This window comes from Vibrio sp. V31_P5A7T61 (genome assembly GCF_009904895.1).
GTDB lineage: Bacteria > Pseudomonadota > Gammaproteobacteria > Enterobacterales > Vibrionaceae > Vibrio > Vibrio metschnikovii.
In genome coordinates, this window is sequence record NZ_WXWI01000071.1 from 39,681 (window position 1) to 52,768 (window position 13,088).

Annotated in this window: 10 protein-coding genes; 4 read left to right on the top strand and 6 right to left on the bottom strand. The window is 44.5% G+C overall.

Features of this window, described 5'->3' with window-relative positions; all coding sequences use genetic code 11:
• A complete protein-coding gene (gene rppH, locus CAG58_RS15605; protein ID WP_040903856.1) occupies positions 1–519 on the bottom strand; it encodes an RNA pyrophosphohydrolase in 519 nt (172 codons plus the stop codon).
• A 620-nt stretch (positions 520–1,139) separates the two neighbouring features.
• On the opposite strand from rppH, the gene mutH reads away from it, so the two are divergent.
• Together mutH and CAG58_RS15615 are read left to right on the top strand one after the other, a co-directional pair.
• Positions 1,140–1,808: a DNA mismatch repair endonuclease MutH gene (gene mutH, locus CAG58_RS15610; protein ID WP_161425082.1), complete on the top strand. Its 669-nt coding sequence runs from the start codon at positions 1,140–1,142 to the stop codon at positions 1,806–1,808.
• 237 nt (positions 1,809–2,045) lie between these two features.
• Positions 2,046–3,080, top strand: coding sequence for an NADP(H)-dependent aldo-keto reductase (locus CAG58_RS15615; RefSeq protein ID WP_154170256.1), 1,035 nt, complete (start codon positions 2,046–2,048; stop codon positions 3,078–3,080).
• Positions 3,081–3,138: 58 nt separating this feature from the next.
• Here the strand turns inward: CAG58_RS15615 and vpsR are convergent, their stop codons facing one another.
• The 4 genes from vpsR to brnQ all read right to left on the bottom strand — a co-directional run bounded on the left by vpsR (position 3,139) and on the right by brnQ (position 9,073).
• Complete coding sequence (gene vpsR, locus CAG58_RS15620; RefSeq protein WP_158144731.1) at positions 3,139–4,467, bottom strand: cyclic-di-GMP-binding transcriptional regulator VpsR; 1,329 nt, start codon at positions 4,465–4,467, stop codon at positions 3,139–3,141.
• Between the two features lie 399 nt (positions 4,468–4,866).
• Entirely contained in the window at positions 4,867–6,399 is a 1,533-nt protein-coding gene (lysS, locus tag CAG58_RS15625; RefSeq protein ID WP_004394138.1) for a lysine--tRNA ligase, read from the bottom strand.
• 32 nt (positions 6,400–6,431) lie between these two features.
• A protein-coding gene (gene prfB / locus CAG58_RS15630; RefSeq protein ID WP_115152517.1) for a peptide chain release factor 2 occupies positions 6,432–7,530 on the bottom strand; the annotation gives its coding sequence in 2 pieces (ribosomal slippage) (positions 6,432–7,454 and positions 7,456–7,530; 1,098 coding nt in all).
• Between the two features lie 229 nt (positions 7,531–7,759).
• Positions 7,760–9,073: a branched-chain amino acid transport system II carrier protein gene (gene brnQ, locus CAG58_RS15635; protein ID WP_158138845.1), complete on the bottom strand. Its 1,314-nt coding sequence runs from the start codon at positions 9,071–9,073 to the stop codon at positions 7,760–7,762.
• A gap of 305 nt (positions 9,074–9,378) precedes the next feature.
• Here brnQ and CAG58_RS15640 point away from each other — a divergent pair, with 305 nt between their 5' ends.
• The gene (locus CAG58_RS15640; RefSeq protein WP_161425557.1) at positions 9,379–10,101 is read left to right on the top strand and encodes a tRNA1(Val) (adenine(37)-N6)-methyltransferase; all 723 of its coding nucleotides are present in this window, start codon (positions 9,379–9,381) and stop codon (positions 10,099–10,101) included.
• An 89-nt stretch (positions 10,102–10,190) separates the two neighbouring features.
• Positions 10,191–11,426: an ATP-dependent RNA helicase SrmB gene (srmB, locus tag CAG58_RS15645; protein WP_004394142.1), complete on the top strand. Its 1,236-nt coding sequence runs from the start codon at positions 10,191–10,193 to the stop codon at positions 11,424–11,426.
• A 65-nt stretch (positions 11,427–11,491) separates the two neighbouring features.
• Here the strand turns inward: srmB and prfC are convergent, their stop codons facing one another.
• Complete coding sequence (prfC, locus tag CAG58_RS15650; protein WP_161425558.1) at positions 11,492–13,081, bottom strand: peptide chain release factor 3; 1,590 nt, start codon at positions 13,079–13,081, stop codon at positions 11,492–11,494.
• Between the last annotated feature and the right edge of the window lie 7 nt (positions 13,082–13,088).

Genomic DNA, 13,088 nt, shown 5'->3' on the forward strand with positions numbered 1-13,088 from the left:
TTATCCCCTACGGTTTTTTCGTTTACCTTTTATTTTACGTTCCTTAAACGGCATGGCTAAAGAGACAAACTCTTTCATTGCTCGCCGATAAACATCACGCTTAAAAGACACAACTTGCCTAACTGGATACCAATAGCTTACCCAGCGCCAACCATCAAATTCAGGGGTACTACCGCGTTGCATGTTGATTTTTGATTCATCACATTCCAGACGCAGTAAGAACCATTTCTGTTTTTGTCCAATACAGACAGGTTGAGAGTCCCATCGCACTAAGCGTTTTGGTAATTTGTATCTTAACCAATGACGACTAGTGGCAATGACTTTGACATCTTTCTTCGTTAAGCCAACCTCTTCGTAAAGCTCCCTAAACATTGCTTGTTCGGGAGATTCACCCTCATCAATTCCCCCTTGAGGAAACTGCCATGAGTGTTGTCCATATCGTTTCGCCCAGAATACCTGACCATGATTGTTACAAATCACAATACCTACATTGAGTCGGTAACCATCGCCATCGATCACTGGCAAACCTCTCATAAAATCTTAATGATGTTGATTTTTCCACATATCCCCAGCAGGAGCAAACGAACTCGTGTGATTCAAGCGAGATTTATTAACGATCAAGAGAAAACTGCATAACTTTCACTCACTCCTATAGTTATCAACAACAGAATGAGAGACAGAGCACATTTATTCACGTTTTCTGTGAATAACCATGTGAAGAAAACGAAGAGCTAGGAAAGAAATGCTACATTTAATCCTATCATTAAACCGATAACAAAAAATAAAACGAGAAATAAACCTTAAAAAACAAAAGGATGAACATAATTAAAATATAACACTTAGAATATCGAGGGAAAGATCAAACGTATAACTACGCCGCTCAAAGATCCATCAAATGTGTGGTTATCCACACTTGAATGAATTTATCAGCCTAATATTGGTTTTTCATCGCTCATATCGCTAGTGAAAACCCTGTTTATTCATACATGAATTAGATAAACCCTAACTATCGACGATTATTTAGGTTCGGTTGTGGATAACTTTTAATGATGATCTTTTCATCACTTCATCGTAAAGAGTCTATTACTCCCGGAAAGGAGTTTTTGTTACACTAGGACTTTTACCTCAGTGCCTTTCCTATGCCATTAGAACCTAAAAGTGAACAAGAGCTTCTTTATCGAGCACAACACATTGCAGGACTGAGTTTTGCAGAACTTGCTGAGCATGCGCGGATTCCCGTTCCTGCGGATCTAAAAAAAGATAAAGGTTGGGTGGGTCAACTATTAGAGTGGCATTTAGGCGCAAGTGCTGGCAGTAAACCGCAACAAGACTTTGCCGATTTAGGTATCGAGCTAAAAAGCATTCCGATTGGTTATACTGGTAAGCCTCTTGAAACCACCTTTGTGTGCGTCGCACCGTTAACGGGTGTCCAAGGACTGACATGGGAAAATAGTCATGTCCGACATAAACTGTCTCGCGTGTTATGGATCCCCGTTCAAGGAGAGCGAGAGATCCCGTTAGCGGAACGTCGAGTAGGATCGCCTCTGATTTGGAGCCCTTCAGCTACAGAAGAAGCACAATTAAAAGCCGATTGGGAAGAATTGATGGAGTTTATTGTACTCGGTAGAATTGCTGATATTACCGCAAGACATGGTGAAGTATTACAACTTAGGCCGAAAGCCGCTAATAGCCGAGCGTTAACCGAAGCCTATGGCGCCAATGGTCGCCCTATCCGAACGTTGCCACGTGGCTTTTATCTGCGTACTCAATTTACCGCGCAAATACTCCAACAGCATTATCTGTATTAAGCCATGCTCACCAAACTGTCAACGGGTGATCCCTTCTCTTCTACGTTAAGGTGAAACCCGTTTAAGGTGAAACGGGCAGTGACTTTACCCTGTCCCTTGGATTATAGTGGAATCAATCTATTCAGTTTCTATCTCCCGAAATCCTGAGCGTTTACGACAAACGAGGACTTTTCGTCCCTACGGTTTTACGAAGCGCCGACTAGAGGTAAGGGAGCTTAACGGTAACAAGGAAGTACAATGCAATATACAAAATTACCGCATTCAACATTAGAAATAAGCAAAATTTGCTTAGGTACCATGACGTTTGGTGAACAAAATGATCAAGCACAGGCCTTTCAGCAACTGGATTACGCTCTTGAACGTGGCGTCAACTTTATCGACACGGCTGAGATGTATCCTGTCCCACCCAGCGCAAAAACCCAAGGCCTAACCGAAGAGTACATCGGTCGCTGGTTAGAGAAATCTTCGAAACGCGAAAAAGTCGTTCTCGCCACCAAAGTGGCAGGCCCGCGTAGTGTCAGTTATATTCGCGATAAAATGGCTCTGGATCATCGTAATATTCATCAAGCGATCGACGATAGTTTACGTCGCTTAAAAACCGATTATGTCGATCTCTACCAATTGCACTGGCCGCAACGTCAAACCAATACCTTTGGTCTCCTCAATTACCCTTATCCGGAGACTCAAGAAGAGATCACCTTGATCGAAACCTTAGAAGCCATGAACGATTTGGTTCGGATGGGAAAAGTGCGTTATATCGGCGTTTCAAATGAAACTCCTTGGGGATTAATGACGTATCTTCGTCTGGCGGAGAAACACGATTTACCACGCATGGTCTCGATCCAAAACCCTTACAACTTACTGAATCGTAGTTTTGAAGTCGGGCTTTCAGAGATAAGCCACCACGAAGGCGTTAAGTTACTCGCTTACTCTCCATTGGCGTTTGGTGCCTTGAGTGGTAAATATTTACATGGTGCACGCCCTAGCGGTGCACGCTGCTCTTTATACGAACGTTTTCAGCGTTATTTCACACCGCAAGGGATAGCCGCGACACAAGCGTATGTTGATTTAGCGCATGAGTTTGATTTGGATCCCGCACAGATGGCGCTGGCTTTTGTTAATCAAAGACCATTTGTCGCTGCTAATATCATTGGGGCAACGACGCTTGAGCAATTAAAAGCCAATATTGATAGCGTAGAGGTTGTGCTGAGCGAAGAGCTGCTTGGTAAGATCAATCAGATTGCGATTCAATACTCAAATCCCTGCCCATAAACGCGATACGGCACCGTTAGGTTCTTTTTCAGGAGCCTAACGGCTGAGGTGAATAGCACTAAAAAATCGAGTCAGAGAGCAAGCCATGCTTATTCAAGAGACGATACATAGTCGCTCTGGATATGGCCAACTCTCTTGCTGCATGAGTGATTTGCCCTCGATGAGACTCTAACGCTTGCACTAATGCCTCTCGCTCTGAACGCTCTTTAATACTTTTTAACGTCCTTTTACTTTCACGTTTAGGTAGATCAAGCTGCGTTTCATCAAGCATGATCGAATCAGACATTAATACCATTCGCTTAATTTGATTCATTAACTCACGTACGTTACCCGGCCAATCATATCGCTCCATACTTTGTAGCGCCTGTTCAGAAAAGCTGCGGGCTTGCGCGTTGTACTCTTTGGAGTACTCCTTTAAAAAATGGCCAGCAAACAGTGCAATATCACTTGCTCGCTCTCGCAAGCTAGGCACATTAATCCGCAGTACATTGATGTAATGATAAAGCTCTTCATTAAAATCACCATCAATCAAGGCTTTTTCAATATCAGTCGTATGGGTGGCTAGAATTCTGACATCCACCGCCTTTGCACCAATTGACGCCGGTAAGGTCCCTTGTTGGAAAAAATGCAATAAGTTGAGCTGTTGTCGTTTCGGTAGGGCCAGGATGTCATTGAGTAATAGTGTCCCCTGATGAGCTTTCGCTAATAAAGGGGGGATTGAATCGGGATGTCCAATACCAAATAACTCGGCTTCAAGTTGATGTTCGGGTATCGCTCGGCAATTAACACTGACAAAAGGTTGATGAGCGCGAGACGAGGTATTATGAATGGCTCTGGCGACCCTTTCTTTACCGACTCCATTTTCGCCGGAGATAAGAATACTGACATCCGTTGGCGCGATGCGTTTAATTTGATCGCGTAGCCGTTTAATTGGCAGTGATTCCCCCAATAAGTCCATTTGGTTATTAATACCGTAGTTCGGCCATACTTTTTTTTCTAATTGCAACATACCCAATTGATGGCCAATGGTGCTCAGTAATTGAGCATCAGGGATTGGTGCGGTAAAAAAATCGATACAGAAATTGACGATAAACTGGCAAATCGTATCAGAGCTGAGTTGAGACTCACGAATGAATGCCAACCAACGAACCTGCTTATGGCTACTCACCAAATTAGCGATGCCATTTAAGCTAAATTCATCATGGCTAAGATCAACAATACCAATGCATGGCCCAGTATTCGTAAATTGTTGGTCTGCTTTACGCAAATCAGCACATTGCATGCAACGCCATCCGGCCTTTTCTAAAACGGTTAACCACGGTTCGTAGCTGCCCCCAACGACAATCAGCGAACCGGGAACACAATCCATCCGAAATTGAGTGCCCATCAACAGGTTTCCTTATGAGTATTATTGTTATACAGCGCTGAATTGATTGATACCCATACAGCTTGGAGATACGGTCGGCAACCAAAACGGGCTTGGTCCGCCTATCAATACCACTAACGATGACAAAAAGCCCCGCTTAACCAATCGGATTAGCGCACCAATTGGCCAAAAAGCAAAGATCGTTTTCGCTACCTTAGCGGTACTCTAAAATAGAATCTATCTCACGAGTAAGACTATAGGAAATATCACCCATAAACGAAGGGGTAATGACGGTTTTTTTGATCGCACGGCCTTTATTACACCAATCCATTACTCGTTAATGCCATCGTCAATGCATCTTCCCCAGTATCAAGCATAAAAAAACCGCCTCGTGGGCGGTTTTCAAATCATCATCAACCATTACTGCTGTGGACGCATCGCTGGGAATAAAATAACGTCACGAATCGTATGCGTATTAGTCAATAACATCACTAAACGGTCAATACCAATTCCTTGACCTGCCGTCGGCGGCAAACCATGCTCAAGCGCAGTAATATAATCTGCGTCGTAGAACATCGCTTCATCATCACCAGACTCTTTCGCTTCAACTTGTGATTTAAAGCGTGCATCTTGATCTTCAGCATCATTCAGTTCTGAGAAGCCGTTTGCTACTTCACGACCGCCAATGAAAAACTCAAAGCGATCAGTAAAGAATGGATTATCATCACTACGACGAGCCAATGGTGAGATATCCGCTGGATAGCCAGTAATGAATGTCGGCTGCATCAGTTTCGGCTCTGCGGTTTCACCAAAAATTTCTTCAAGAAGCTGGCCGCAAGTCCAGAAAGGTTCGACATCAACATGAACCGATTTGGCAATCGAGACCATAAGATCACGATTTTGCAGATCATCTTCGGTTAATGCTTGAATTTGCGCATGCTGAGGATTGTAGTGCTTGATGGCTTCAAACATGCTCATGCGAGCGTATTTACCACCAAATTCCACGGTTTCATCACCATAAGGCATCGACGTTGAGCCGAGGACTTCAAGCGCAACCGTACTCAGTAGTTCTTCAGTGAAATCCATCAAATCTTTATAATCTGCATACGCCATATAGAATTCCATCATGGTGAATTCTGGGTTATGACGCGGCGACAAACCTTCGTTACGGAAGTTGCGGTTGATTTCAAAAACGCGATCAAAGCCACCGACAACCAAACGTTTTAAGTAAAGCTCTGGCGCAATACGTAAATACATCGGCATATCAAGCGCGTTATGATGGGTGATAAATGGACGTGCACTGGCACCACCAGGGATGACATGCATCATCGGGGTTTCGACTTCCATAAATTGTTTTGAAGTCATGAAATTACGAATCGCTGACATCACTTTAGAGCGGATGACAAACGCTTGACGAGAATCTTCATTGACTATCAAATCAACGTAACGTTGACGATAACGCATCTCTTGATCGGTTAAACCATGGAACTTTTCAGGTAATGGACGCAGCGCTTTAGTGAGCAGTTCATACTGCTCAATATTCACGTAAAGATCGCCTTTACCAGACTTATGCAAAGCGCCTTTTACACCAATAATGTCACCAATATCAAGCCCTTGATATTTTTCTTTTAGCTCAGCTTGTACCGTTTTATCAGCATAAGCTTGAATACGACCAGACGTCTCTTGAATAACTAAAAAAGGACCACGCTTAGCCATCACTCGACCCGCGATGGAAACAACATGATTGAGTGCTTCCAGTTCTTCTTTGCTCTTCTCACCGAACTCTGCTTGTAGATCACCCGCTAAGCTATCACGACGAAAGTCATTCGGGTGACCGTTCGCCTTACAACTTTTACGGATGTGCTCTAACTTACTACGACGCTCTGCAATTAGTTTGTTTTCTTCTTGCGCGATTTGCTCTTGATTCGTTTCGTTTTGAACAGCATCAGTCATTTTGCATGTACCTTGTTTTGTCGGTAAAAAGCTTACAGACCTGATTTCAGGCTAGCTTCAATAAATTTATCTAAATCACCATCGAGAACCGCTTGTGTATTACGGTTCTCAACTCCAGTACGCAAGTCTTTGATCCGTGAATCATCTAATACGTAAGAGCGAATTTGGCTTCCCCAACCAATGTCCGATTTAGCATCTTCATTGGCTTGTTTTTCAGCATTTTGTTTTTGTAATTCCAACTCAAACAATTTGGCGCGTAGTTGCTTCATCGCTTGGTCTTTGTTTTTATGCTGAGAACGATCGTTTTGGCACTGCACCACGGTATTGGTCGGAACGTGGGTAATACGCACCGCCGATTCTGTGGTGTTAACGTGCTGACCACCAGCCCCCGATGCACGATATACGTCAATACGTAAATCTGCAGGGTTAATATCTACGGCAATATTTTCGTCAATTTCTGGGTAAACAAATGCTGAAGCAAAAGAAGTATGACGACGGCCGCCAGAATCAAACGGGGATTTACGAACTAAACGATGCACTCCCGTTTCGGTTCTTAGCCAGCCATAAGCGTAGTCCCCGATAATACGCACAGTCGCCGATTTAAGTCCAGCAACATCACCCTCGGAAACTTCAATCACTTCGGTTTTAAAGCCTTTATCATCCGCCCAACGCAAATACATCCGCAACAGCATTGACGTCCAGTCTTGAGCTTCTGTACCACCAGAACCAGCTTGCAAATCAATGTAGCAATGCGCAGCATCGTGATCACCAGAAAACATACGCCGAAACTCTAATTGCGCGAGTTTCGCTTCAAGCTCTTCGAGTTCAGGCAAAACTTCATCAAACGTTTCTTGATCCTGAGCTTCAATCGCCAGTTCAAGTAAACCTTCGACATCATCAACCCCCTGTTCAAGCTGGTTAATGGTTTCCACTACCGCTTGTAACGAAGATCGCTCTTTGCCTAACGCTTGTGCGCGCTCAGGTTCATTCCAGACATTGGGTTGTTCAAGTTCAGCATTGACTTCTTCTAGACGCTCTTGCTTAGCGTCATAGTCAAAGATACCCCCTGAGGATCGATGTGCGCTGTGACACGTCCTGGATACGGGTTTTAATCGGATTGATTTCAAACATAGTTATTTTGACTTTATGAATAGAATTTAACCGCAGAATTCTACTGAAAAATGTGACGAAGATACAGGAAAAGTTGTCTAGAAAAAAGGCGGAGTCAACGACTCCGCCGAGGGGAAAGTTTGATTTTAGCGACAAGCCGCCATTAACCATCACTCGGATGAATGGCGGTAAAGCACTTTTGGTACCTAGAGGAGAGACTCCTCATTAATACGCCCAATCAACAGTGCCACTAAGCGACATCATTAGAAGATTGTTCTACCACTGAGCGAGCCATAAAGAACATGCATATTAGCGCCGCTAAAGACGGTAAAACCCAACCCATACCAACATCAAACAGTGGCAACATGTCGAACATTGACATATCAAGCCCGACAACCTGAGCAGCATCAATTAAAGCAAACAAGAACGCAACCAAGGTCACGACTCGAAATGCCACTTTAGGATTCGGCATTTTGTGGCGCACAAAGGCGAGAACCACCAGAGCTATCGCGACAGGATAAAGCGCAACCAAGACTGGAATCGATAAAGCAATCAGCTGAGATAAACCAACATTAGCAACCACTGCACAAGCAACGCCATTAATCACTACCCAAGCGCGGTATGGAAGAGGCGTCAAGGAGCAGAAATAGTCAGAACATGCAGAAATAAGACCAATCGCCGTCGTTAAACAGGCTAAAAGCACGATCGTGGATAAGACTAATTGACCATAAGGACCAAATAAAGCTTGGACATATTGGCTCAATATAAAGCCACCATTGTCCGCCCCACCCGCGATGGCTGAGCTGGTTGCGCCAAGATAAAACAGAGAAATGTACACCGAAGCAAGACCAAAGGCAGCAATAAAGGCTGAACTGATGAGGTATTTCGTCGTCGCTCGCTGCTCGGTGATGCCCTTACTACGCAAGGCATCAACAATTAACATCCCAAACATCAAGGCTGCTAAGGTATCCATGGTGTTGTAACCTTCCAAGAAACCTTTAGTGAAAGGCTGAGTAGCATAAGGCCCGGTGGCCGGCATCCAATCGCCTTGAGGGTCTAGGAATACGCCAATCGCCAACACTACAAGACCGATAAATAAGGCCGGTGTCAACACTTTACCGATCAAATCAATTAAACGCCCTTGCGACCAAGAGAAAAACATCGCCACCAAAAAGAAAAGGATCGAAAAAATAGTCAGGTGAGCTTGGGAGCTATCAGCAAAGAGCGGACTAACGGCCATTTCATAAGCAACGAGCCCGGTTCGTGGCGCAGCAAAAGCCGGACCAATAATAATGAAGATCAATACAGCAATCAGTGTCGCCACTTTGGCGGGGAGATCTTTAGTGAGGTGATTCCAACTGCCTCCAGCGATCGCCACCGCAATGATCGTCACTAAAGGCAGTCCTACCGCCGTCAATAAAAAGCCACTCATGGCGGACATCAAGTTTATCCCAGCTTGTTGACCCGCTAATGGCGGAAAGATAATGTTGCCTGCGCCTAAAAAGAAGGCAAATAGCATAAAGCCTAATGCGGCAATATCTGTTAATTTTAACGTCTGTTTCACAGATAACCCTTATATTACGTATTTAATGAATGTTGTGTGTGCATCTTTAGACAGTACAAGCCATCTAATTTTTAGTGAAGGCGAATAATGAACAACCTATCCGCATTTCGCAATAGCTAAGGGAAAAACACTACATTAATTTATACCGAAGGTTCAATAGCAGTTGAATACACTAACTTTAAAAACATTAACGGAATGATATTTCAATTATCACCCCAAACGTTCCGGTGTTGACCAGCATAAAACACCAAACAAAAAACCAACAGTAGCTTAACTTTCTAAAAACAAATCCATAGCGATATTTAATGAATACTGATTTACCGATAACCAAAGGCTTTCATTTTAAGCAATTTACCATTGAAACAGGACACAGTGGGATGCCCGTCAGTACTGATGGCGTACTCTTGGGAGCTTGGGCTTTCAGCCGACCACCCGATCGTTTACTGGATATCGGTTGTGGTACTGGCTTATTAAGCTTGATGTGTGCGCAACGCTTTACCAATAGCCAAATTTGCGCTGTCGATATTGACCAACAAGCATTTTTAGCCGCTTCAAATAATATTCGTCGCTCAGTATGGTCGTCACGCATTGAAGTGAGGCATGGTGATATTACCACCTTGCGTTTTACTCAGTCGTTTGATGCCATCATCTGTAACCCGCCCTATTTTAATAGCGGGCAACCCGCTCAACAACAAACGCGAGCGATCGCACGCCACACAGAAACACTGTCTCACCAACAATTACTAGACGGTTTCGCACAACATTTATCCGTGCAAGGTACCGCCAGCTTGATTTTACCTCAGCAAGAAGGGCAAGTTTTTATTGATCAAGCGCAGCAACAAGGTTGGTATTTAACTCGACTCTGTCAAGTTAGGACCACACCACACAAACCGATTCAACGGCTATTATTTGAACTGAGCCGAATTCATCAACCATTACAAGCTAGCGAGCTGATCATTCGTGAATCCAATGACTATAGTGAAGCATTTATTCAGCTTACCCGTGCTTTTTATCTTAAGATGGTGTAATTAAAGATGTGATCTAGACGAGGATCCAACTATAATGTGCGCCCTCTATTTTAGACTATTCAGCCCGAGCCTTGCGGAGTAAATAAACTGTGACTAAAACCTTTGCTGACCTAGAACTGGATGACAATCTCCTTGATGCGATTAAAGAATTAGGCTTCGAACGCCCAACTCAAGTGCAAGAGGAGGCGATTCCCCACGCCCTGGACGGTAGAGATATTCTTGCCTCTGCTCCAACAGGCACCGGAAAAACGGCAGCGTTTGTGATTCCAGCTCTGCAATATTTACAAGATTTTCCACGTAAGAAACCGGGACCAGCGCGCATGCTGATCCTAACCCCAACACGTGAATTAGCGATGCAGATCACTGAGCAAGCTCGTCAGCTCGCCAAACATACTCGGCTGAATATCTTCACCATCACTGGTGGTGTGCAATATCAAGAACACGCCGATATTTTAGCGACCACACAAGATATTGTAGTGGCTACGCCGGGGCGTCTGCTTGAATACATTAACGCTGAGCGCTTTGATTGCCGAGCGATTGAGTGGTTGATCCTTGATGAAGCAGACCGCATGCTGGACATGGGCTTTGGTCCTGTGGTCGACCGTTTAGCCGCCGAATGCCGCTGGCGTAAACAAACCTTGCTCTTTTCCGCGACCTTAGAAGGCCGTGGTGTTGAAGGGTTTACCGCGGATCTCCTGAATAATCCAGCAGAAATTACCGCAGAGCCGCCTCGTCGTGAACGAAAAAAAATCGCACAGTGGTATCATCGTGCTGACAGCATGAAGCATAAACTCGAGCTATTGAAAGTGATTCTTACCCAGCAAGCTGAGCGTTCAATCGTGTTTATCAAAACTCGTGAACGTTTAGCAGAACTACGCGGAGAGTTAGAGCGGGCTCAAATCCCTTGCGCTTGGATCCAAGGTGAAATGCCACAAGATCGACGTAATAATGCCATCAGTCGTTTTCGTGAAGGCGATATCAATATCCTACTTGCGACCGATGTTGCTGCGCGAGGCATTGATATTCCCGATGTCAGCCACGTGATTAACTTTGATATGCCACGCAGTGCAGACGTCTATCTCCACCGTATTGGTCGAACTGCTCGAGCCGGTAAAAAAGGCAATGCGATCTCTTTAGTCGAAGCGCATGATCAAATGATGATGGATCGTGTCGCTCGCTATGTAAAAGAAGAGATTAAAGAACGCTTTATTGATGGATTACGCCCAACACATAAAAAATCAGTGTTTAAGAAAAAGAAAAAAGACGAGAGTAAAAAGAAAGTTGCCGCCAAAAGCGTAAAGAAAAAAACCAAGAAAAAGAAATAAGCCCAATCAAAAAAGCCGATGAACAATCCATCGGCTTTTTTATTACTCATCCGTTAACGATGCCGCTAGTGTTCACGTGTCGCTCGGAAAATAATCTCCGGAGCACGTTCTTGCGCTAAGTTAAGGTTAACCATGGTTGGAGCGATATACGCTAAGTTATCACCGCCATCCAGAGCTAAATTACTTTGGTTTTTACGCTTAAACTCTTCGAGCTTCTTCGCGTCAGCACACTCAACCCAACGCGCGGTTGCCACATTGACGCCTTCGTAAATCGCTTCCACATTGTATTCTGATTTCAAACGTGCCACGACCACGTCAAACTGCAGTACCCCCACCGCACCAACAATCAAATCGTTATTTTGCAGTGGACGGAAAACTTGCACGGCTCCCTCTTCAGAGAGTTGCACTAGCCCTTTCAGTAGCTGTTTTTGTTTAAGAGGATCGCGCAGACGAATGCGACGGAACAGCTCTGGAGCAAAGTTAGGGATCCCAGAAAATTTCAATGATTCACCTTGGGTAAATGTATCGCCAATTTGAATCGTACCGTGGTTATGCAAACCAATGATATCTCCAGCGAAAGCTTCTTCGGCACGTGAGCGGTCACCAGCCATAAAGGTCACCGCATCAGAAATACTGACTTGCTTACCAAGGCGAACATGATTCATCTTCATGCCCTGTTTGTACGTCCCAGAAACAATGCGCATAAAGGCAATACGATCTCGGTGTTTAGGATCCATATTGGCTTGAATTTTAAAGACAAAACCGGAGAACTTCTCTTCCGTCGCTTCAACCACGCGCTCATTTGCTTGACGAGCCAAAGGCGCAGGAGCCCACTCGGTTAGCCCATCGAGCATATGATCAACACCAAAGTTACCGAGTGCGGTACCAAAAAATACCGGCGTCAGCGCACCTTGCATAAAGAGATCAAGATCAAACTCGTGAGAGGCACCCAACACCAACTCTAACTCTTCACGTAATTGATTGGCTAAATCAGTCCCAATTTGAGTATCTAACTCCGGGTTATTTAGCCCTTTGATCACTCGTTGCTCTTGGATAGTATGTCCCTGTCCAGAAGAGTATAAAATGGTTTCATCACGATGGATGTGATATACCCCTTTAAACGCCTTACCACAACCAATCGGCCATGTGATCGGTGCACAAGCAATGTTTAGCTCATCTTCGACCTCATCGAGCAGCTCCATCGGATCTCGAATTTCGCGGTCCAATTTATTCATAAAGGTAATAATTGGCGTATCGCGCAGACGAGTAACTTCCATCAACTTACGCGTTCGATCCTCAACCCCTTTTGCCGCATCGATCACCATCAGACATGAATCGACCGCGGTTAATGTCCGATAGGTATCCTCCGAGAAATCTTCGTGTCCGGGAGTATCAAGGAGATTGACCAACGCATTTTGATAAGGGAACTGCATTACCGATGTGGTGACAGAAATGCCGCGCTCTTTCTCCATCTCCATCCAGTCAGATTTAGCATGCTGTGCAGAACCACGGCCTTTTACTGTACCTGCGGTTTGAATAGCGCGTCCAAATAATAAGACTTTTTCGGTAATGGTAGTTTTACCCGCATCGGGGTGCGAAATAATAGCAAAGGTTCGGCGCTTTGAGACTTCGCCGATAAAAGGAGTCGTTGACATGCAAGGT

Coding starts and splice junctions, on each gene's coding strand:
- vpsR (WP_158144731.1), bottom strand. CDS start 4,467: ATGGGCACTCAATTTCGGATGGATTGTGTTCCCGGTTCGCTGATTGTC.
- mutH (WP_161425082.1), top strand. CDS start 1,140: ATGCCATTAGAACCTAAAAGTGAACAAGAGCTTCTTTATCGAGCACAA.
- CAG58_RS15640 (WP_161425557.1), top strand. CDS start 9,379: ATGAATACTGATTTACCGATAACCAAAGGCTTTCATTTTAAGCAATTT.
- lysS (WP_004394138.1), bottom strand. CDS start 6,399: ATGACTGATGCTGTTCAAAACGAAACGAATCAAGAGCAAATCGCGCAA.
- prfC (WP_161425558.1), bottom strand. CDS start 13,081: ATGTCAACGACTCCTTTTATCGGCGAAGTCTCAAAGCGCCGAACCTTT.
- CAG58_RS15615 (WP_154170256.1), top strand. CDS start 2,046: ATGCAATATACAAAATTACCGCATTCAACATTAGAAATAAGCAAAATT.